Source organism: Flagellimonas sp. L-11 (assembly GCF_056857735.1).
Genome location: NZ_JBSXNR010000014.1, coordinates 1 through 21,882, shown reverse-complemented (window position 1 = coordinate 21,882; position 21,882 = coordinate 1). Strand labels below are relative to the sequence as shown.

Below are 21,882 nucleotides of genomic sequence, written 5' to 3'. Positions count from 1 at the left end.
AAGAAGTAATAAAAATTCAATATTCATGGGATTAGAACAGACATGGCGATGGTACGGACCAAAAGACCCTGTTTCCCTTTTGGATATCAGGCAGGCGGGCGCAACTGGAATCGTAACGGCATTGCACCATATTCCAAATGGAGATGTTTGGCACACATCGGAAATAAACAAAAGAAAAAAAGAAGTAGAGGCTTCGGGACTTACTTGGTCTGTAGTGGAGAGCATACCCGTCCATGAGGATATTAAAAAAAGAAGGGGAAACTATAAAGAGTATATAGCGAATTACAAACAAAGCATTGAAAATCTTGGTTTATGTGGAATAGATACGGTGTGCTACAATTTTATGCCGATCTTGGATTGGACCCGGACCGATCTTTCCTATAAAATGCCGGATGGTTCCTTTGCACTTCGGTTTGATGCCATTGAATTTGCCGCATTTGAACTCTTTATATTGAATCGAGAAAAGGCTTTTGACCATTATTCCAAGGAAAGTGTTGAGCGCGCCAAGACGCAATTCGATATAATGGATGAGGATGCCAAGAACAGTTTGATTGAAAATATTATTGCCGGTCTGCCAGGTGCTGAGGAAGGCTATACGTTGGAGCAGTTTCAGCAGGCCTTGAACACCTACAATGAAATTGGGGATAAAGAACTTAGGGAAAACCTGTACAGCTTTATCAAGGAAATAGGGCCAACTGCGGAAAGATCCGGTGTTTTTTTGGCAATCCACCCGGATGACCCTCCATATCCCATTCTGGGGCTCCCAAGAGTGGTCAGTACTGAAGAAGATGCCAAAAAACTGCTTGAAGCCTATGACAGTCCCCACAACGGACTCTGTTTTTGTACAGGATCTTACGGGGTCAGGGCGGACAATGATTTGTTGGGCATGGCCGATCGTTTATCGGAAAAAATCAATTTTATACATTTAAGAAGTACCAAAAGAGATGCACTGGGCAATTTCCATGAAGCGGACCATTTGGATGGTGATGTGGATATGTATGGAGTGATGCATGCATTGCTTAAAGAACAGCTTATCCGCAAGAAGAAAAATGCAAAGAACCAACGCATGCCCATGCGGCCCGACCATGGGCACCAAATGTTGGACGATATCAGCAAGAAAACAAATCCCGGATATTCCGCGATAGGACGCTTACGGGGTCTTGCGGAATTAAGGGGACTCATGTACGGTATTGAAAAATCCTTACCCTAATGGCATTTATAAAAGACAGCTTTTTACTTGAAACCCCACAGGCGGAGGAATTATACCACAGCTTTGCGGAGGAAATGCCCATAATTGATTACCACAACCACTTGTCGCCCGAACATGTTGCCAGTGATCACCAGTTCAAAAATATCACTGAGGCCTGGTTGACGGATGACCACTATAAATGGAGGGCAATGCGAACTTTTGGCATTGATGAACAGTTCATTACAGGAGGCGCATCCGACGAAGAAAAGTTTCAAAAATGGGCCGAGACGGTTCCCTACACACTCAGAAATCCCTTATATCATTGGACACACTTGGAGCTGCAACGTTACTTTGGAATCGATGACCTGCTTACAAGCAGCAATGCTGGACGGATTTATCGGGATACCAAAGAGCAACTGCAAAAGAAAGGCCATAGTACAATTGGACTGTTGGAACAGTGCAACGTAGAGGTGATCTGTACCACGGATGACCCCACGGACACTTTAGCACATCATCGCAGCATGGCAAAGGAAGATGCTTCGCCTAAAATGCTACCGACCTTCCGACCAGATAAGGTATATGCTATTGAGGACAATAATGCCTACAGAACATATTTGGAAAGATTGGGTGAAGTCTCCGGAATCCAAATAAAATCCTATCAGGATTTGATCACGGCCCTAAAAAAAAGGATGGCATATTTCCATGAAAACGGTTGTCGTCTCTCTGACCATGGACTGGAACAGTTGTACCATTTTGAGATGAACAGCTATGGTATTGAGGCCATTTTTGCAAAGGTGATGAACGGTGTTCCTTTGGAAATCGAAGAAATTCAGTACTTTACCTTTGAAACATTGGTTCACCTTTGTCGGGAATACCATAAATTGGGATGGGTGCAGCAATTCCATTTGGGGGCACTTCGAAACACAAACAAAAGAAAATTGGGGTTGTTAGGACCCGATACAGGGTTTGATTCGATAGGCGATTTTCCGCAGGCCATAAACCTTGCCAAATTCTTGAACACCCTGGAAGGTACGGGACAGCTTGGCAAGACCATCCTATATAATCTTGACCCCGCTCTAAATGAAGTTTTTGCAACCATGGCAGGAAACTTCAATGATGGTAGTGTTCGGGGAAAGATACAAATGGGCTCGGGATGGTGGTACAACGATCAATTGGACGGCATGGAAAGGCAACTTAATGCAGTATCGAATATGGGGTTGCTCAGTTGTTTTGTGGGTATGCTCACCGATTCCCGGAGCTTTCTATCCTTTCCCAGGCACGAATATTTTAGGAGATTGTTGTGCAATATATTGGGGAATGATATAAAAAAGGGCCTAGTCCCCAATGACATCGAATACATAGGTAGCTTGGTTCAAGACATTTGCTATAGAAATGCCAAGGCCTATTTTAATTTAGGGTATAATCAAAAAATAGACATAACGGAATGAAAAAAGTAGTCACGTTCGGTGAGATCATGTTACGATTGGCCCCTCCGGGATTCCTAAGGTTCTCACAGACCAACAGTTTTGATGTGGTCTACGGGGGAGGAGAGTCCAATGTGGCGGTATCCCTTGCCAATTACGGCGTACCCGTGGATTTTGTGACGCGCCTACCAAAGAACGACATTGGGGAATGTGCCCTGATGGAAATGAGAAAGCGCGGGGTAGGTACGAACAATATTATTTTTGGAGGTGAGCGTTTGGGCATCTATTTCTTGGAGACCGGTGCCGTAAGCCGCGGTAGCAAGGTAATTTACGATAGAGCACATTCTGCCATGGCAGAGATAGCGCCTGGTATGGTGGATTGGGACAGTGTGTTCAAGGATGTGGAATGGTTTCACTGGACCGGAATTACCCCCGCCATATCACAGGGAGCGGCAGATGCCTGTATCGAGGCCGTGAAGATCGCAAAAAAACATGGGGTTACCATATCCACGGATTTAAACTACCGCGCCAAACTTTGGAAATACTGCGATGATGCAAAGAGGGAGGAGATCATGTCCGAACTGACCTCGTACTGCGATATTGTTCTGGGCAACGAAGAGGACGCAGAGAAGCATTTTGGCATCAAACCGGAAGGACTGGACATTACAAAACAAGGGGAACATGTTAAGGCTGAAGTATTTTTGTCCGTGTGTCAACAGATGATCAAACGATTTCCCAACGCCAAAAAGGTGATAACCACGCTACGGGGATCAATATCGGCATCGCACAATACATGGGCAGGAGTGTTGTATGATGGCAAGACCATGTTCAAATCGCCCCAGTATCAAATTACACATATTGTAGATCGGGTCGGCGGAGGGGATTCCTTTATGGGGGGATTGATTTATGGACTTTTGACCTATCCGAACGATAATCAAAAGGCATTGAACTTTGCCGTTGCGGCTTCTTGTTTAAAGCACACTATAAAAGGAGATGCCAATCTTGTGACAGTGGCCGAGGTAGAAAAATTAATGAGCGGGGATGCATCCGGAAGGGTGGCTCGCTAACAAAAGGTATAAAATGGCACAATTTTCAAGAATTGATGTAGTAAATACTATGAGGGACACCGGAATGGTGCCTCTTTTTTACCACCCCGATATCGAATTGGGCAAAAAGGTGCTCAAGGCTTGTTATGATGGCGGTGCCCGTTTGATGGAGTTCACGGCACGAGGCGATTTTGCCTTTGAGGTTTTTTCAGAATTGAACAAATATTCCCAGAAAGAACTTCCGGGGATGATCATGGGCGTTGGATCCATTACCGATGCGGCGGCGGCATCCCTGTATATGCAAATGGGAGCAAACTTTGTGGTAACCCCATCTTTAAGGGAAGATATCGCCATAGTTTGTAATCGCAGAAAAGTACTTTGGTCGCCGGGCTGTGGCTCTTTGACCGAAATCAATAAAGCCGAAGAATTAGGTTGTGAATTGATCAAGCTCTTTCCGGGGTCCACCTATGGGCCAGGGTTTGTAAAGGCCATCAAGGGACCCCAACCTTGGACAAGCATTATGCCAACAGGTGGGGTAAGCACAGAGGAATCAAACCTCAAAGCTTGGTTTGATGCAGGAGTAACCTGTTTGGGCATGGGTTCAAAATTGATTTCCAAAGATATTTTGGAAAGTAAAGATTTTGAAGGTTTACAGAAAAAAGTGGCAGACACCTTGAAATTGATAGCAACAATCAGAAGGGAAAAACAATGAAACACGTTCCCATCATTTTTTTATTGTGTGCTTTACTTTTCGCCACTAGTTGTGAAGAGGCCAGTAGCACAAAGACCATAAGGTTGGCCCATGGTTTGGATGTTAACCATTCCGTGCACAAGGCCATGGTTAAAATGGGGGAAGATCTTGACAGTGTTTCCAAGGGCAGACTTCGTGTAGAAATCTATCCCAATCAACAATTGGGCACCGAACGTGAAATTCTGGAGCTGATTCAACTGGGCAGTCTGGATATGACCAAGGTATCGGTTGCCACCTTGGAAAATTTTGCCCCGAAGACCAGGATACTGGGGCTCCCCTATCTTTTTGAGAGCAGGAAACACGCATTTGAGGTGCTGGATGGTCCTATTGGGCAAGCATTGTTGGACAATGCCGAACAATTTCGATTAAAAGGTCTGGGCTATTACGATGCCGGGTTTCGAAGTTTTTATACTGAACACGAGCCCATAACTGCCCCGGATGACCTAGAGGGGCTCAAGATCAGGGTAATGGAAAGTGTTACGGCCATAGATATGGTCAAAAGTCTTGGGGGTTCGCCCACGCCCATTTCATGGGGAGAGCTCTATACATCCCTGCAACAGGGCGTGGTGGACGGAGCGGAGAACAATCCCCCCAGTTTTTACCTTTCCAAGCATTATGAGGTGTGTCCCTATTATTCGTTGGACGAACATACCTTTTCCCCCGACGTCTTGATCGTTGGCACCCAATTTTGGGGTACCCTTTCGGAGCAGGAACAGGGATGGGTCCAAAAAGCAGTAAAAAAATCTTTGGCCCATCAGAGAAAATTGTGGGCCATATCGGAAGCCGAAGCACTGGAAAAAGTCCAGAAAGCAGGGGTAAAGATTTCGTATCCCGATAAGGAACCGTTTATCAAAATGACACGGGAAATGTACCGGCCGTATGAAGATGATGCAGCATTGAATAAAATGATACAACAAATCAAATCATTGGCAAAGTGATGGGACTCAAAAGGGCATTGGAAAACATTTTGGCACATTTACTGGTAGTACTGATGGGTCTGATGGTGCTGAATGTACTCTGGCAGGTGTTCAGTAGGTATGTTATAGGTGAACCAAGTGCCTTTACGGATGAACTCGCCCGGTTTCTTATGATTTGGTTGGGATTGTTGGGAGCTGCCTATGTATCGGCAAAGAATGGTCATGTGGCCATAGATGTACTGGCCAAACGTGCCAGTGCCAAAAATCAAAAACTATTGAAAAGGGTGGTATCAGGTTTCATCATACTGTTCTGTCTTGCGGCAATGGTAACGGGTGGCGGATGGTTGGTGTACACTACCTATGAACTCAAACAGCTTTCCCCTGCATTGGGCTTGCCCTTGGCATACGTATATATCGTGATTCCCTTGAGCGGACTGATAGTGGTCTATAACAAAGTTGTGGAAATAATAATGGATTGAGCCTTATGGATTACATACCCTTACTTGTTTTGATCATCAGTTTTGTGGGCCTTTTGGCCATAGGTACCCCTGTGGCGTGGAGTATAGCCATCTCCTCCATGTTGACTTTATTGGTCAGTGTTCCCTCCTTGCCGGCATTGGCGACCATATCACAGCGTATGGCCACAGGATTGGATAGTTTTGCACTGCTGGCCATTCCATTTTTTATTTTATCCGGAGAATTGATGAACCACGGAGGAATTGCCCACCGATTGATTGCCTTTGCCAAGACCTTGGTCGGGGCTTTGCCTGGGGGACTCGCTCTCATTAATATTATATCGGCCATGTTCATGGGCGCCATTGCAGGATCGGCCATGGCCTCCGCCTCGGCCATGGGGAGCATCCTAGGCCCTGAAATGGAAAAAGAAGGGTATGACAAGGGGTTTTCCGTATCTGTCAACATCACCTCGGCCACAACAGGATTGGTGATTCCCCCCAGCAACATTTTGATTGTGTATTCCTTGGCAAGTGGGGGTGCATCCATTGCCGCACTTTTCTTGGCCGGCTACATCCCCGGGCTGATCACGGGGCTGTTGTTGATGGTGGTTGCCATGCTGTGGGCCAAAAAGAAAGGGTATGGTACGGGACAACGGAGTTCCTTCAGGCAGGTTTTTAAAACTTTTGTTGATGCAGTTCCAAGCTTGTTCCTATTGGTTTTGGTCATCGGGGGTATCGTGGCGGGCATATTTACAGCTACCGAAGCTTCGGCCATTGCAGTGCTCTACAGTTTATTGTTGGGCTTTGTCTACAAACAGATAACGTTTAAAAAACTACCCAATATCTTTTTGAATGCCTCCGCCACTACGGCTGTTGTCATGCTGTTGATAGCAGCCTCTATGAGCATGTCGTGGGCGCTTTCCTTTGAGCATATCCCACAGGACATCAGTGCAGGGCTTTTGTCCATTACCGATAACAAGATTGCCCTATTACTCATCATAAACTTAATATTGTTGTTCGTGGGTATCTTTATGGACATTACCCCGGCCGTCCTCATTTTCACCCCGATATTTTTGCCTATCGTAACAAAATTGGGGATAGATCCGGTGCATTTTGGCATCATCATGATCTTGAACCTTTGCATTGGACTGTGCACGCCCCCTGTGGGCTCGGTACTCTTTGTAGGGGTAGGTGTGGCAAAAACATCCATTGAAAAAGTGATAAGGCCCCTGTTGCCCTTGTTTGCGGCCATGGTCTTGGCTCTGTTTCTGATTACGTATATTCCAGAGTTGACCTTGTGGTTGCCAGGTCTTTTTGGCCTTTAATTGATTTGTAACGTAAACGTTTGACTAATGACACATAAAATGAACAAATTAAAATTCGGAACATTGGCACTCCTGCTTTGTTGGGGATGTGCCAAAGCTCCCCAAGACGATGCGCCTTGGGTCGACCTATTCGACGGCACCCTCAACGGATGGACCCAAAAGGGCGGTGAGGCTAATTATACGGTAAAAGATGATATGATCGTGGGGTCCACGGTGCATGATACGCCCAATTCCTTTTTGACAACAGATGGGATGTACGATGATTTTATCTTGGAATTGGAATATAAAGTGGATCCTACCATGAATTCGGGAGTCCAAATACGAAGCAACAGCTTTCCGTATTATCAAAATGGAAGGGTGCACGGCTATCAGATTGAGATAGACCCATCGGACAGGGCATGGAGCGCTGGAATCTATGACGAAGGTCGTAGAGGTTGGCTCGTTAGCTTGGAAGATAATCCAGCCGCCCAAAAAGCCTTCAAACAAAACGATTGGAACCACTATCGCATCGAGGCCATCGGAGATACGATCCAAACCTGGATCAATGGGATACCAGCGGCCCATTTGATAGATGACAAAACGGCAAGCGGCTTTATTGCGCTTCAAGTACACAGCATTGGCAAAGATCAAAAGGAGGGAACGGAGATTGCCTGGAAGAACATCAAAATTTTGACCGATAGTCTTTCAAAATACAGTAAAGAAATGCCCTTGGAACCAGTAACGACCAAAAACCAGCTTACTGTTGATGAGGAAAAAAATGGATGGGAATTGTTATGGGACGGCAAGACCACCTTGGGATGGCGCGGTGCCCGTCTGGATGATTTTCCAGAGAAAGGATGGGAGATTAAGGATGGCGTATTGACCGTTCTCTCCTCTGGGGGTGAAGAATCGGCCGCCGGTGGCGATATTGTGACCACTGAGCTGTATGGGGATTTCGAGCTCAAAGTGGATTTTAAATTGACCGAGGGTGCCAACAGTGGCATCAAATACTATGTGGACACCGATTTGAACAAGGGTCCGGGCTCTTCCATCGGACTGGAATATCAAATTTTGGATGATGAACGACATCCAGATGCCAAACTGGGCAACCATGAAGGTAGCCGTACAGTTGCTTCTTTATATGACCTTATACAGGCAGATGCCAATAAGCCCATTAATCCTATTGGAGAGTGGAACACGGCCCGTATAGTTTCAAAAGACGACCATGTGGAGCATTGGCTCAATGGCACAAAAGTCTTGGAATACGAGCGAAAAAGCGAAGCATATCGCAAACTGGTCTCCGAAAGCAAGTATGTAAAATGGCCCAATTTTGGGGAGGTCGATAGAGGTCACATATTGTTACAGGATCATGGAGATCGTGTAAGCTTTAAGAACATCAAGATAAAACCTATTAAAAAGCCGTAAACCATGACTACAAGACGCGATTTCATAAAAAAAACAACTACAGGTACCGCTGCTGTTACCTTGGGCGCTACAGTATTTCCCTCTTGGGCCAATGCCCGAATTCTGGGAGCCAACGATCATATCAATTGTGCGGTAATAGGTGTAAGGAGCCGAGCCAAGGCACATGTGTTGGCGATTCACCAAGATGTCAACGCCAAAATTTTATACAGTTGTGATGTGGACGATACCATTCTGGAAGAACACAATGTTTGGTGCCAAGAACGCATAGGATATGTACCGAAGGTAGAAAAGGATTTCCGTAAGATTTTGGAGGATAAGGATGTGGATGCCATCTTTATTGCCACGCCCGAACATTGGCATGCTCCCATGGCCATTATGGGCCTACAGGCGGGAAAGCACGTTTATGTGGAGAAGCCTTGTAGCCATAACCCTTATGAAAATGATCTGTTGGTCGCGGCCCAAAAAAAGTATGGAAAAAAAGTTCAGATGGGCAACCAACAGCGATCGGCCAAGACTTCGATTTCGGCAGTGGAAGACATCAAAAAAGGTGTGATCGGAGAGGTTTTCAAAGGGGAGGCCTACTATTCCAATAACCGCGGTTCCATTGGGCACGGAAAGACGATTGAAGTACCCCAGACCTTAAACTGGGATATGTGGCAAGGTCCTGCGCCTCGTGAAAATTATCGGGATAACATCCACCCTTATAACTGGCACTGGTTCCGGAATTGGGGCACGGGAGAAATCCATAACAACGGTACCCACGAGATTGATATTTGCCGCTGGGCACTTGGCGTGGATCTGCCCGAAACAGTAACAGCGTTTGGGGGAAAGTACACTTATGATGATGACTGGGAATTCCCCGACAATCAGCAAGTGACCTATACATTCCCAGGGGATAAATTCATTACATGGACCTCCCACAGCCGCGGTATAATGAAACCGGAGCGACCTGGACGGGGAATCACTATTTATGGAAGCAAAGGTGTGATTGAACTGAGTAGAAATTTTTACAAGTTGTACGATCTTGGAGGTAACCCGATTAAAATTGAATTTGAAAAAGAACTCAGTGCTACCACCAACACCCAAGGCATCGGAGGACTGGATGTGGATCATGTGTCCAACTTCTTCAATGCTATCCGAAAAGATAATTCCCTAAATTCTGATATAAGGGATGCAAGCGTTTCCACCATGCTCTGCCACTTGGGAAATATGGCCCACGACGCCGGGCATACCATCGAAATAAACACCCAAACAGGCAAGGTATTAAACAGTGAAAAAGCCATGCAAAGCTGGAAAAGGGAGTACGAAAAAGGCTGGGAACCTAAACTTTAAGTAGTATGAAGCGTCGAGACTTTATGGTTAAAGGTAGTTTGGCCGGTTCCGCAGTCTTATATGCTCCAACCGTACTAGGGTATGGCTCTCCCAGTGCAAATGAAACCATCAATATTGGGGTAATTGGAACAGGGGACCGTGGTGGTGGACTTATCCCTTTCATCAACCAGATTCCCAATATGCGGGTAGTCGCCTGTTGTGACGTCATTCCCTTTAGGCTTAGCTCGGGGCTTTCAAAAGTAGAAGGCAAGGCGAAAGGATATTCTGACTACAAAAGAATGTTGGAAGATAAGGATGTAGATGCCGTTTTGGTAGCGACCCCTTTCAGTACACATTCTAAAATTGTTGTCGATGCTTTACAGGCAGGAAAGCATGTGTACGGCGAAAAGACCATGGCAAAAGGATATGAAGGGATAAAGGAATTGGTAGCGGCGGCCGATGCATCCAAGAACATATTTCAAGCAGGTCACCAATACCATAGCTCCCGTTTATATTCGCATGTCGTGGAGGAAATCAAAAACGGGAAAATTGGCAAGATAACAGCTTTTGAGTGCCAATGGAACCGAAATGGCAATTGGCGGCGTCCTGTACCCGACCCAAAATGGGAGCGCATGATCAACTGGCGAATGTACCGGGAATATTCAGGTGGGCTTTTGGCTGAACTTTGTTCGCACCAGTTGGATTTTGCCAATTGGGTAATGGATGCCATACCCGAAAAGGTCATGGGTATAGGGGGCATCGATTACTGGAAAGATGGTAGGGAAACCTATGACAATATCCATCTTATCTACAGTTATCCCGAAGGGGTACGGGCATCATTTACCTGCCTTACCAGTAACGCCATGGGCGATTACAAGGTCAAGGTAATGGGGGATAAGGGAACCTATATTTTGGATTATGTCAAGGCTTGGTACTATCCCGAAGGGAGCTACGAAAAAGAGATTGGTGAGGTCGATGGTGTTTCGGGGGCCACTTTAAATTGGGACCAAGGCAAGGGTATACCCATAAAGTTTGATCATGAGGACCCTAGCAAACAGGCTTTGATTGATTTCAGAGACAATATCGTAAACAATACATTGCCCGTTTCCAATGCTAAAACAGGTGCCATGGCCGCAGCTTGTGTGCAAATGGGATTGGATGCCATGTATGATGATAAAATTGTGGTAAGTCCACGGATTTGATCTTATGCTTCGTTCACCTGACCATTTCGTGTTCTGGGCAGTCCAACCGTATCTCAGATTCGGCAAGTTTTGTTTTTAATAAATTACAATAATGATTTCCATTTTCGCCATTGTAAAAGGAGCAGGTAAAACACATCCGTTGAATGGTAATGACACCGGACTTGTTTAGGTCATAAATCAATTTCAGCAACCCGTTAAGCATTGTTGTTTTCTGTTCTTGTGTTAGTTTTTCAATTGGTTGTTGGATGGAAGAAGCAAAAAAAGACGCTTTTTTGGCAATATTTTTTCCTTCGGCCGTAAGTGAAAGGGAATAGCTTCTTGTGTCGGCGGGATCTTTTTCTTTGGTAACCAATGCTTTGGAAAGCAAAACCCTGACACTATCGCTAATGGTGGCCTTTGTCATATTAAACTCGTTTGCCAAATATCCCACTTTACATTTTTCCAAGGAATGGAAAGAGATGAATATCAAAATCTGAATTTGTATCGGGCTTAATGAGCTTTCTTTACTTTCGTTCCAAAGCAATACCCTGAATGCTTCCGAAATACGTTCCAAAGCAACCACGATTCGGCTCTCTATTTTGTGGTTTTGTTCGTTTAAATTGAATGATGGATATTCCATAGTGTTATATTTTGGCCGCATAGACCCAAGCTTTTTTTCCTGATTCAAAAGTTTCAAGTATTCTATGGTATTCACTTACTTCATACTTGTCGGTTTCAGCAAGCTCGGTATCCGTAATTTCAAATAAAGTTCCTTCTATAGCATCACTTTCATTATCGGATTTAACGGCAATTGGGTGATAATCTAGCTGACTTTTAACAAGGACTGTTGGATCTGTAATTTGTTTTTTTTCAGTTGTATACCCAATCAATCTATCTCGCTCTCCTTTTAAGGTTCGACCGTAATTTTCAATCTGTACGTTCTCTAACTGTAAGGTACCGTAAGAGAATAATAAATGTGTTTTCTCTTTCATTTACAATTTTCCATTTCAACGATCGAATACCCCTTTTGTTTAATCTCGGATTCCCATTGGGGCCGTACTGTTTCCATGTGGCAGAACCTACACTCTTTTGATGTTAAAGCTTGTCCCTCTTGGGTTTTGGTCTTTAAATATTCTTTACCATAACCGTAGATTAAGGCTGTATCCCTAATTTCTTCAGGAGCGATAATGTCAAAGTGCATAACGCTACCGTCTTTTTTGGTTACATAGGTGTCCCAGACTGCTACTTTCATTTTAGTTTTTTTTTGATAAAAGGAAAGCCCTGTAAAGATAGGAATCCTTACTTTACAGGGCAAAAAATATTAGTTGACTTTATAGGGTAGCGACAGGTCGCCACTTGCTACTGAATATACTTTGTAAACACCGAGCATTGGCTTGTTTTTCCCACCTTCTCCGCCCGTATTGACTTGCATAAAGGCTGCAATCCCATCATAGGAAAAATCCGTTTTGTTGTTCATTCGATAATCGGGAACAACCACTCGTATTGTATTCCTGTCCGTAATGACTTGAAAACCCGGTGAGTCCATGTACATGGGCATTCCGGGATTGGTTGGTGGTAAAACCACACCTGTGTCCTTTGGGTCAAATTGCTTTACGGCCAAACCACCTTCCACACGCTTGTCTTGTGTCAAGACCACCCAATGCGGATGCCAAACAATACCGTCATTGACAAAATTTCGGTCAGCATTTTCATCCCAAAGTGGCGTGTCATCAAAGTCGGGGTGTGAGGTCAAGGCAAGTGCCACAATGCCTTCGGTATCGCCAAAGCCAACATCGGTAGATTTTAAAGTAGTTGGGAATACGTAGCCTAAAACAGGTGCTCCGTTCATTTGACCTGCTGGTGCCGGTGTTGTTTTACCAGCCGTTCCTTTTACGGTAATTTCCCAAATGGTGGCCGCAAGGTCATCTTGGTGCTTTACGTTCACATTTTTAATTTGAAAATCTTCGTTGTTGTAATCTTCGCACTTGTTGCAAGCATATGTTTTAACTGTTAAAAGGGAAAGTCCGAGAAGAAAATATACTTGTTTCATTTTTATGGAATTTAATTGGTTAAAAGTTAGGAGTCGCATAATAAATTAGGACTCCTAACTTATTAGTTTAAATTTTTTAGCCTTTTACGTCGGCTACAGATGCACCATAATTGATGTGCAATACATTCCCATTTGGTGTTAACAAAGCTGGAACAGAGTTTACTCCTGCTTTTTCTGCTTCTGTAATTCGGTCGCGGTCTTCGCCAATATGAACGAGTTCAACATTTTCCGCGCCAATTAGATTTACGATTTCGTGTTCTGCACTCACGCATACTGGACATCCAGCATGATAGAAAATTGATTTAGCCATTTGATAAAGGTTTAAATTGTGTTTTGGCACTATTGCCTATGCAAATATAGTAAGGAATCCTAACTGTTTAAAATTTTCAAGGATTTATTTTTGGTCACCCCCTATATTTCACAAAAGTCAAAATCGGAAAAAGTGGATTGAAAAAAGCCTTTAGAAAGGGCTTAAACAGGTTTTTCCTGCTGTTCAGGGTGTTCATTAATTTCTATTTGGCATAGACGTTGGCAATTTCCGGGTGGATCCGGCTATTCTCCCTACACTTTGGGATGCCGTAATTTCGGATACATTGTTAGCATATATTTTTTATCCGCTGGTTAGAAATTCGGTTACTACCGACCTTTTTTCAGATTCCATTTCGCAGGTCCAACTATCAATCCACCATCTTCCATTTTCGTAATGTAGTTGAATGCTGTTCAGTCCTCTTATATTAGACTCCGTTTTTGGGTCGGTCCGTATTTCAAATGCGCTCCAAACCTGTGCAATATTTCCATATTTGCTGACTTTTCTTTTAAGTTCCTTTTCGTAAAAATCCTCTTTCGGTGATAATCCTATTGGAATATATTCCGCTTCAAGCGTATGGGATTCTGCACTTCCGTTATTATCCAGTCTTGTTATAACAGCATTTTTTGAATGAATATACCTGTCTCTTTCAAATTCCCATGGCTCACTACTAGAGCCTGAAACAACATCGTAATAAGCATTCATTATTGCTTCTATCGATTTTACGTCCTTTGCGTATTTTTCTTCGATTGTTTGTCCTGAAATTGAATTAAGCGTAAAAATTACGCTGGTTAAGGTTATAATAATTTTGTTCATAGGCTTGGTTTTGATTTTTTGCCGGCGCCCTGCTAAACGCAGTGACCTTCTGGGCTTTAAATTAGGTGAATTTATTCACAAATAATTTAAAAGACATTAAGAACGTTGCCAAATTGCCTTTAGGTGCCGTTGGCACCGGTTTTTGCTGTTTTCACCAGTGGGGACGAGGTCTTTCCGTCCCGACGGTTTCGCCTGTGAATATTTGCCTGTCCCGATGGCTATCGGGATTAAGAAGCAGGCAAGTACAAGCAATTACTTGTAGCCATTGCGCCGGTTCCGCAAGTTGGCGAAAAAAGTCGTTGTTGAACATTGCCGAAATGGGAATGGACCGTAACCCTGAGGTATGCAGGGAAAAAGGGGGTATCGGTAAAAGTTGTTCGTGAGTTACCGGTTGAGCGAACCCATCCGGTAACATTTTCTACAGACGTTGGCAGGGGCCCTCGTTTTGTGAGAACGGCCGAAAAGGCCCCGGACAAACTGTTCTTTGCCCTTGTTGGGACACCCAAAATCGAGGTTGCAAAGATTGGATTGAAAACAAAAAGCCCTAAAAAGGACTTATCACAGGTCTTTTCCCACTGTTCAATGGCCGGTGTAACGGTTACCATTGTTGGCATTCGTAATTCTATTCTGTATTTCCCCATATTTGAAGACTGTATTAATAGTTAATGTATTGGAAATATTTTCAAGTGGGTTTTTGTCAAGCAACACCATATTGGCATACTTTCCTTCTTCAATTGTACCATAATCTTTATCCATCTTTAGCATTTTAGCTGCATTTAGAGTGGCGCATTTAATTATGTTAAGTGGGTCCATGTCACCGTCTTGATAAATCTGCATTTCCTCATGCACACCAAGTCCAGATGCATTGTATAAATTGGGAGATCCTTTATCGGTTCCTACAACTATAGTAATACCCAATGAATCCAACTTTCGAAAGTCGGCGTGCGAGGGCATTTTATGATCTTTCCATTGTTCTAAAGTCAAATTGTAATAATTTTTAACTATCCCCAGGGCAATTTCCTTGTGCTGCCCGGCCTCTTTTTTTAAGATTTCTTTTTCTTTGTCGAATACCGCCCAATGTTCAGATTCCAATAATTCTGGATTAAGAGGGTAAGTCGTATAGGCCTTTCCAAGCATTGCGGTTGTAACCCAATAGATGTTTTGATCTTTTATTTTTTGAACAAGTTCCAGATCGCTCTCCCAATCTAAGGAAGGGTTTACATAGTGCATGATGGCATCGGCCTTGTGTTCAACGGACATTTCCAATTCTATCCTATCACTTATGTGAGTCACTAGCATTAAATTGTGCCTGTTTGCTTCCTGTCTCAACCTTTTTATTAACTCGGGCTTAATCCGTTCAATAAAAGGCGGTCTAGGGCCATCTTCAATCATTACTTTCAATGCTATAGCTCCGTTGGCCTTTGCGTCCTCCACAATTTTTGGGATTTCAGCCGGAGAGGTAATTCTATGGATATTTTCACCTTCTATTCCTCCATTCCCTCTAGGGTGGCCCCCAGGAACTGTGATGAAGGGGCTAGACCATCGTAGCGTAGGTCCAGATATAGTATTTGTCCGAATTAGTGAATCGTATTTTCGGACCACGGGATAAGTCATATATCTACCAGCAGGTATAAAGACATTGGTTACCCCAAAGTGTATCAAATGCTTAAACTGACGGGGAATATCATCAGAAAGATGAAAATGGTTGTCGAAAAGGCCTGGGATGACATATTTACCTGTGCCATCAATAATAGAATCTGCATTTATTCCAACCGGACCTCTAGTAATCCTGGATATTTTTTCATCCTTAATGGAAATTGTAGCGTTGGGCGCGGCGTCTGCTCCGCTTCCATCAATGAGGGTAACATTGGTAATGGCATAATCAGCAATACCCTGTATATTTTCTGTGGAATTGTTTTTGCAGGAAAATATCGTTAAGAAAATAAGCAAAGAAAATATTTTATTTGACATAATTATTTAGTTTCTGAATGCCAACTAGATTATATGCTGAATTATTATGTGCCCAAACCGACAATTGGGTTGGCCATCCCCAAGTTTTGTAATTTTTGGTTCGGTATAGCTTTCTTACGGTTCAATAAATCCTTTTGGTGCATAAAAGCTTAAATGTAAGTATTTTACAGAAAATTTGTGTGGTACAAAAGGGAAGGGGACATGTTCAGGTGAAATAAAACCCGATGTATTCTTTACCCTCTCCATCGAGCGGTCTATTGAAAAAAGTGGGTCCAGTTCCTTTTTAAAATCACCGATGGGGATGAAAATTCAAGTAAATGGATTGAAATAAATATAAGGCGGAACATTTGTATTTAATTCGTTGCCAGCAATGTAACTGTATGCACTTTATTTTTTTAACCAATTTTGTTATGTAGTACTTACCTTGATCCACTTCCATCAGTTATGTATGTTTTTGGCCGATTGTCGAATGGATTGGGTTTAAAACTGTACAGATAGGGAGCTTTATGGGAGTTTCCAGAAAACCTTTTTTCATGGCGCAACAAGGTATTTGCACTCAACATTTTTCGTTGGAAACCGCTACGATTAAAGGAGGTGCCGGTAATGGCCTCATATACCTGTTGCAGTTCCTTCATGGTAAATTTTTTGGGCAGCAAGTTCATGCCCAGAAGTTTTTTGTCCAGATTTTCTCGGAGGGTTTCAAGTGCTTTTTCGATAATTTGTTGGTGGTCCATCATCAGGGGTGGCAGCTCATCTAACGAATACCAATCGATTCCATCGGATAATGGATCTGGTTTGGGTATTACTTTTTCAAAGTTAATCAGGGCATAATAGGCAACGGTGATAAACCGATCCAATAACCAACTATGAGATGTTATGTCCAGCCCATTCATTTTCAAAATCCGTTTCATGGGCTCGGGGTCAAACCTTTTCATATCGCCAAAGGTCCGAAATTGCTCCAAATAGATGTTCTTGAGCCCTGTCCTCTCGCTCACCCCTTTTTCAACCGCGTCTTCCAAACTCTCATTGCGTCCAACAAAACCGCCGGGAAGCGCATAAAGACCAGTATTTCGATATTCCAGTACAAGTATTTTCAATTTTTTGCCGTTAAAACCAAAAATAACTGAATCAAATGCCAGGTTTGGAATGTAGTCTTCTTTGGTAAGGATTTGTTTTTTTTGGGCCAAAATGTAAATTTTTTCTAAATAAAGTATATTTTCTCGTAAAAACAAAGTACTATTGTAACAATATGTAACAATAGAAAAACTAGATATAATGAAAAAGCGACTACTTTCCGTGGCGTTGGTTCTCTTTGTAATGTCGGAACTGGCCTCACAACAGAAAAATGCCTTTCCTGTTCAAGCCAAACTCAAGAATGGTATTATTGAAGGGCTTTACGATACTCATACGGGTATCCAAAAATATTTTGGGATACCTTTTGCAAAACCGCCGATTGGTGAATTGCGGTGGAAGGCCCCTCAGCCCTTGGACCCTTGGGAGGGTGTGGTAGAGACTAAGCGTTTTGGTCCAAGACCTGTGCAAGCCATGGTATTCGGCGATATGAAATCCCGCTCCAACGGGGTAAGTGAAGATTGTCTTTACCTTAACGTTTGGACACCAGCCAAGCGTAACGATAAAAACCTTCCTGTTCTGGTATACTTTTACGGGGGCGGAAACGTCGCGGGGGATGCATCGGAATATCGTTATGACGGTGAAAGTATGGCGAAAAAGGGCATTGTGGTCGTAACCACTAATTATCGCCTGAATATTTTTGGGAATCTGGCTCATCCAGAGTTGTCCGCCGAGGCTCCTTACAGGGCATCGGGAAATTATGGACAGTTAGATCAAAATATGGCCCTTCAATGGGTACAGGAAAACATAGCTGCCTTTGGCGGAGACCCAGATCAGGTGACCATAGCTGGGGAATCTGCTGGATCCATTGGGGTTAGTGTACAGATGGCATCCCCATTGTCCAAAGACCTGATCGCAGGGGCTATTGGGGAAAGCGGAGCTGCCATTCCACCGACTATGGCACCAATTCCTTTGGCAGAGGCGGAAAAGCAGGGCGTTCAATTTTTGGAAAATGCTGGTATCGAGAACATTTCCCAATTGAGAAAATTGAGCACACGCGACCTGTACGAGATTTATAATGAATCCAAGAAGTTTGGCTTTCCTATGGTTATTGACGGGTATTTACTTACCAAGTCCTTGCCCGAAACCTTTGCCTCACGGGAACAGGCACAGGTTCCACTATTGGTGGGATGGAATTCTGCCGAGATACCTGGTATGGCCTTTACACAGGGCCCCATTACAAAAGAGGTGTTCGTAGCCAAAGTGAAGGAGGCCTATCCAAAGAATTATCAAACTGTTTTGGACCTGTATCCACATGGTACACAAGAAGAACTTCAATGGGCTGCAACCAACCTTGCTTCCGATCGTTTTATAGCCTATAGCACATGGAAGTGGTTCGACTTGCACCGCAAGAACTCCGATCAACCCGTATATCGCTATCTATACAGTAAAATAAGGCCCCCATTGAAGGATAAAAACCTGGTATCTGGATTGGCGGGCGGTACGGTGGAAAAAAATTCCAATGCCCCACAAATGCCCAAGCCCATCGGCGCGCCACATGCGGCTGAAATCGAATACGCTATGGGCAATCTACACCTTGTGGATGATTATGCCTGGACCGCCGAGGATTACAGGGCTTCCAAAACCATGCAGCAGTTTTTTGCCAACTTTATCAAGAGTGGAAACCCCAATGGTGAAGACTTGCCCAATTGGGAAGCCGTAGGGCCAAAAGAAAATGAACCCGCCGTAATGATCATAGATACGGAGAGCAAATTGACCAAGGCCGTGGATGATGCGCGGTACGAGTTTTTGGACAAGGATTACGAAAATTAATCCCATTCGTCGGTAAAACAGCGATAAGGCACCTTTGTTGTCCTGCGTCTTTACTACAGGGGGCAATGTCTTTTTGGCATTGTCCCCTGTTCCCATTATGGGTGCAATATCGAAAACAGGCCTGCAATTTAGGCAGGTCACAGTTAATTGAGAATCGTATTTTGTTGGTCATCAACATATTCCAAGATGTCGCCCGGTTGACAGTCCAATACACTGCAAATCGATTCCAGGGTACTGAACCTAATTGCTTTGGCCTTGCCCGTTTTGAGTATTGAAAGATTTGCCAGTGTCAAGCCTACTTTCTCGGAAAGTTCATTTAAGGACATCTTCCTCTTGGCCATTACTACATCCAAATTTACTATAATAGCCATAGGTTAAACGGTTAGATCATTTTCAGATTTGATATTCAAACCGTTTCGAAAGAGCTTGAGCAAGACTGCGGCAAATACTGCGGCTATAAACGGAACGGCAACCAATATCAACCCCATTAATATAACGCCTGGCGCATCGTCGACCTCCCCCACGTAATATATATAGGGCATTCCTCCAGTAAACATCAAACTTATTGTAAAGGCACTCGACTTTATTTTATTCAAGGCCTTGATCGATGCATTAGAAAATGCCTCGTTCCTATCAATAAAAAGCAATAGTCTGTGGGCCTGGTAGAGGGCATACAGAAAAGGAATTTCAGTAGCACATATTCCCAGTAAAATTGGCCTAAATATCCCTACGCTATCGGAGGTAATGGATACATACAATAAAAAGCCAAACAGACAGATTGCTGCAATGGCCAAAAATATAACAACAAATTTTAGTAAGAGGGTGGAGCCCCGATCTGTAATTTGTGATTTGATGTTTTTCATTTCTCTTAAGTTTAGATTTCAGGGGCAAATAAAATAAAATTTATTGAAAAACAATAAAAAATTATCGAATAAATTAAAATTTATTGCTAATTGAAATTCAATAAGGCCATTTTATCAAATGGAAAGGAATGGCTATTTATAGGGACTGTGACCTTAGCTTGTTTCGGCCTATGGGTTTAAGGTCATTTCGTTGGGCTTCCAAACAAACACCTTTGGAAGAGTGTTCCTTTTTACCGGGGCGTCCCTGGCTAATTCACCTAAGGTCCCTAGTGGACTCTCTGGTCAATAAGCAAAGTATGGCGGATCCAAATTCAATAAGCATTGAAAATCTGTCAGTTTTGTTAAGAAATTTTTAAGAACTCCTGTCATTATTTTCATTTTTTCAACAATGAAAACAGTTTTAAATTGACAGTTTGACATTTTAAAAACCATTCTTGTAAGAATAATTCATGATTCATGGTTTGGAATACATTTTGGCTGATTATCAATCGGTATGTTCCAATAGTTTAACATTTAAAAAGTTTTAGATTATGGAGAAGAAACCGGTCAAAGTTAGATTAGTAGGTAGAAATGGAAGAAATTACAACATCCAATTTCCCTATCTACATATACCCGTTACAGTGAATGAAACCCTTTATCGTAGAATGTTGAAAAGTTCAGATTATCAATTTGATAGTGGTGTGGAGAAGTTTAAAGAGCAGGGTGTTTCCAATTGAACTAAGTTTATGCCTATTGGTTGGCATAGGCGAATAATTTGAAGATGGTGTTTCGACCTTCGGACTTGAATCGGTTCCATGTCGCTTGGACAGAACCGATGTTGTGCATGGCAAATCTATTGTCTTTGCTGCCATCTAGGAATGTTTAAAGCGTTGAAAAACACTTTCTTTTTTAATCGGTCAAAGTATGCACTACTATTTATTCTTGTTTAATTGATAAAAAAAGCTGCTCCAAAAGGCGAAAAAATGTTGTTTCCTTTTGGGCAGCTCCTATTGTTCACAATATGTTATACCATGTTTGTTTGGTTTGAAATTACATTTTCATCCTCATAAACAATTCATGGGTATTGTTGTCCAATCCGTCAATGGGGTTTTGGATGGAGGTCTCATAGGCATAGCCCAGATTGAAGCCGTTGCTGATGTTGAAGAGGAACAGTCCGCTGATGCTTTCATCGTACCTATAGCTGGCCCCGAACTCAAAGCGTTCCCCTAAGTCCAGGATGCCGGTCAGTTCCACCGAAATGGGGGAGGCATCCACGTAGCGCAACATCCCCATGGTCTTCAGGTCCAAGGTTTTGCCCAAGAGAAAGGTATATCCCCCGCTGAGGTAGGCGTGCATGCGGTCGGTTCCCAAATAGGCATTTCCATCGCGTTCCTGCAAGCGATCCGGGGTCAGCAGCTTGGGAGCGGACAGGGATGCAAAATACCTATCGTGCTTCAAATAGACCCCGGCCCCGACATTGGGGTTGAAACGGCTATCGTAGTCCATCAGGGTGCCATCCTGGCCAACCCCATAGGTGACAAGGCCATTGGTGTTGGCATCATAGGAGTTGGCACTCCCCTTGATCCCGAAGTAGAGCAAATGGTCCGCGTCCAGTTGGATGTTGTACGACACATCGATGGCCATCCATGTCTGTTGCTCGATAAAGGTCCTGTCATTGAGGATGGACACGCCAATCCCCACGTTGCTGCCCACGGGCATGCCGAAAATGGCACTTTGGCTCTCGGGGGCACCTTCAACGCCCGCCCATTGGCTCCTGACGCCCAAGGAGAGCTCGGCAGCCTCCGAGCTTCCGGCAAAGGCGGGGTTGTAGATGTTCATGTTGTAGCGGTAAAAGGTATAGTTGGGGTCCTGCTGTGCGCTTACCGAGAGGGAAAGCACAAGGAACAGGGCCAGTAATTGTATGTTATTGAATAGTCTCATCGTTTTTGTATGGTGTTTTTTGTTCTGTTGGTATTAATAGTTGATGAA

23 protein-coding genes are annotated in these 21,882 nt (G+C 43.6%); 12 read left to right on the top strand and 11 right to left on the bottom strand.

Going from position 1 to position 21,882, the window contains the following annotated elements; all coding sequences use genetic code 11:
- Positions 1-25: 25 nt before the first annotated feature.
- The 10 genes from uxuA to AC13CC_RS00585 are packed head-to-tail and all read left to right on the top strand — an operon-like array spanning position 26 to position 11,024.
- On the top strand, positions 26-1,210 hold the full coding sequence (gene uxuA, locus AC13CC_RS00630) for a mannonate dehydratase (protein WP_326280220.1): 1,185 nt from the start codon (positions 26-28) through the stop codon (positions 1,208-1,210).
- Positions 1,210-2,637: a glucuronate isomerase gene (gene uxaC / locus AC13CC_RS00625; protein ID WP_326280218.1), complete on the top strand. Its 1,428-nt coding sequence runs from the start codon at positions 1,210-1,212 to the stop codon at positions 2,635-2,637. Before uxuA ends, uxaC begins: the two co-directional genes overlap by 1 nt.
- Positions 2,634-3,680: a PfkB family carbohydrate kinase gene (locus tag AC13CC_RS00620; RefSeq protein ID WP_482876793.1), complete on the top strand. Its 1,047-nt coding sequence runs from the start codon at positions 2,634-2,636 to the stop codon at positions 3,678-3,680. Before uxaC ends, AC13CC_RS00620 begins: the two co-directional genes overlap by 4 nt.
- 13 nt (positions 3,681-3,693) lie before the next feature.
- Complete coding sequence (locus tag AC13CC_RS00615; RefSeq protein ID WP_326280214.1) at positions 3,694-4,371, top strand: bifunctional 4-hydroxy-2-oxoglutarate aldolase/2-dehydro-3-deoxy-phosphogluconate aldolase; 678 nt, start codon at positions 3,694-3,696, stop codon at positions 4,369-4,371.
- Positions 4,368-5,348, top strand: a complete 981-nt coding sequence (locus tag AC13CC_RS00610; RefSeq protein WP_326280212.1) for a TRAP transporter substrate-binding protein — start codon at positions 4,368-4,370, stop codon at positions 5,346-5,348. The genes AC13CC_RS00615 and AC13CC_RS00610 overlap by 4 nt, the downstream gene beginning before the upstream one ends.
- The gene (locus AC13CC_RS00605) at positions 5,348-5,806 is read left to right on the top strand and encodes a TRAP transporter small permease (RefSeq protein WP_326280241.1); all 459 of its coding nucleotides are present in this window, start codon (positions 5,348-5,350) and stop codon (positions 5,804-5,806) included. The genes AC13CC_RS00610 and AC13CC_RS00605 overlap by 1 nt, the downstream gene beginning before the upstream one ends.
- 5 nt (positions 5,807-5,811) lie before the next feature.
- Positions 5,812-7,107, top strand: coding sequence for a TRAP transporter large permease (locus AC13CC_RS00600; RefSeq protein ID WP_482876794.1), 1,296 nt, complete (start codon positions 5,812-5,814; stop codon positions 7,105-7,107).
- 39 nt (positions 7,108-7,146) lie between these two features.
- Entirely contained in the window at positions 7,147-8,511 is a 1,365-nt protein-coding gene (locus AC13CC_RS00595; protein ID WP_326280208.1) for a 3-keto-disaccharide hydrolase, read from the top strand.
- A gap of 3 nt (positions 8,512-8,514) precedes the next feature.
- Positions 8,515-9,843, top strand: a complete 1,329-nt coding sequence (locus AC13CC_RS00590; RefSeq protein ID WP_482876795.1) for a Gfo/Idh/MocA family oxidoreductase — start codon at positions 8,515-8,517, stop codon at positions 9,841-9,843.
- Between the two features lie 5 nt (positions 9,844-9,848).
- Positions 9,849-11,024: a Gfo/Idh/MocA family protein gene (locus AC13CC_RS00585; protein WP_482876796.1), complete on the top strand. Its 1,176-nt coding sequence runs from the start codon at positions 9,849-9,851 to the stop codon at positions 11,022-11,024.
- Positions 11,025-11,037: 13 nt separating this feature from the next.
- Here the strand turns inward: AC13CC_RS00585 and AC13CC_RS00580 are convergent, their stop codons facing one another.
- From AC13CC_RS00580 to AC13CC_RS00545, 8 genes are all read right to left on the bottom strand, one after another.
- The gene (locus tag AC13CC_RS00580; RefSeq protein WP_482876798.1) at positions 11,038-11,643 is read right to left on the bottom strand and encodes a MarR family winged helix-turn-helix transcriptional regulator; all 606 of its coding nucleotides are present in this window, start codon (positions 11,641-11,643) and stop codon (positions 11,038-11,040) included.
- A 4-nt stretch (positions 11,644-11,647) separates the two neighbouring features.
- A complete protein-coding gene (locus AC13CC_RS00575) occupies positions 11,648-11,995 on the bottom strand; it encodes a gamma-glutamylcyclotransferase family protein (RefSeq protein ID WP_482876799.1) in 348 nt (115 codons plus the stop codon).
- Entirely contained in the window at positions 11,992-12,255 is a 264-nt protein-coding gene (locus AC13CC_RS00570; protein WP_326280198.1) for a DUF2024 family protein, read from the bottom strand. The genes AC13CC_RS00575 and AC13CC_RS00570 overlap by 4 nt, the downstream gene beginning before the upstream one ends.
- Positions 12,256-12,324: 69 nt before the next feature.
- Positions 12,325-13,053, bottom strand: a complete 729-nt coding sequence (locus AC13CC_RS00565) for a hypothetical protein (protein WP_482876800.1) — start codon at positions 13,051-13,053, stop codon at positions 12,325-12,327.
- Between the two features lie 76 nt (positions 13,054-13,129).
- A complete protein-coding gene (locus tag AC13CC_RS00560) occupies positions 13,130-13,363 on the bottom strand; it encodes a thioredoxin family protein (protein ID WP_326280194.1) in 234 nt (77 codons plus the stop codon).
- 300 nt (positions 13,364-13,663) lie between these two features.
- Complete coding sequence (locus AC13CC_RS00555; RefSeq protein ID WP_482876801.1) at positions 13,664-14,176, bottom strand: hypothetical protein; 513 nt, start codon at positions 14,174-14,176, stop codon at positions 13,664-13,666.
- 579 nt (positions 14,177-14,755) lie between these two features.
- On the bottom strand, positions 14,756-16,147 hold the full coding sequence (locus AC13CC_RS00550) for an amidohydrolase family protein (RefSeq protein ID WP_482876802.1): 1,392 nt from the start codon (positions 16,145-16,147) through the stop codon (positions 14,756-14,758).
- A gap of 419 nt (positions 16,148-16,566) precedes the next feature.
- Positions 16,567-17,334 (bottom strand): NUDIX hydrolase, encoded by a 768-nt coding sequence (locus AC13CC_RS00545; RefSeq protein WP_482876803.1) that lies wholly within the window; start codon positions 17,332-17,334, stop codon positions 16,567-16,569.
- A gap of 88 nt (positions 17,335-17,422) precedes the next feature.
- On the opposite strand from AC13CC_RS00545, the gene AC13CC_RS00540 reads away from it, so the two are divergent.
- Positions 17,423-19,051, top strand: coding sequence for a carboxylesterase/lipase family protein (locus tag AC13CC_RS00540; protein ID WP_326280186.1), 1,629 nt, complete (start codon positions 17,423-17,425; stop codon positions 19,049-19,051).
- Between the two features lie 143 nt (positions 19,052-19,194).
- On the opposite strand, the gene AC13CC_RS00535 is transcribed toward AC13CC_RS00540, so the two are convergent.
- Together AC13CC_RS00535 and AC13CC_RS00530 are read right to left on the bottom strand one after the other, a co-directional pair.
- On the bottom strand, positions 19,195-19,422 hold the full coding sequence (locus tag AC13CC_RS00535) for a helix-turn-helix domain-containing protein (protein WP_326280185.1): 228 nt from the start codon (positions 19,420-19,422) through the stop codon (positions 19,195-19,197).
- A gap of 3 nt (positions 19,423-19,425) precedes the next feature.
- Positions 19,426-19,914, bottom strand: coding sequence for a DUF2975 domain-containing protein (locus AC13CC_RS00530; RefSeq protein WP_326280183.1), 489 nt, complete (start codon positions 19,912-19,914; stop codon positions 19,426-19,428).
- A 530-nt stretch (positions 19,915-20,444) separates the two neighbouring features.
- Between AC13CC_RS00530 and AC13CC_RS00525 the strand changes: the two genes are divergently transcribed.
- The gene (locus AC13CC_RS00525) at positions 20,445-20,630 is read left to right on the top strand and encodes a hypothetical protein (RefSeq protein WP_326280181.1); all 186 of its coding nucleotides are present in this window, start codon (positions 20,445-20,447) and stop codon (positions 20,628-20,630) included.
- 313 nt (positions 20,631-20,943) lie between these two features.
- Here the strand turns inward: AC13CC_RS00525 and AC13CC_RS00520 are convergent, their stop codons facing one another.
- Positions 20,944-21,834, bottom strand: coding sequence for a PorP/SprF family type IX secretion system membrane protein (locus AC13CC_RS00520; protein WP_482878230.1), 891 nt, complete (start codon positions 21,832-21,834; stop codon positions 20,944-20,946).
- Positions 21,835-21,882 lie beyond the last annotated feature (48 nt).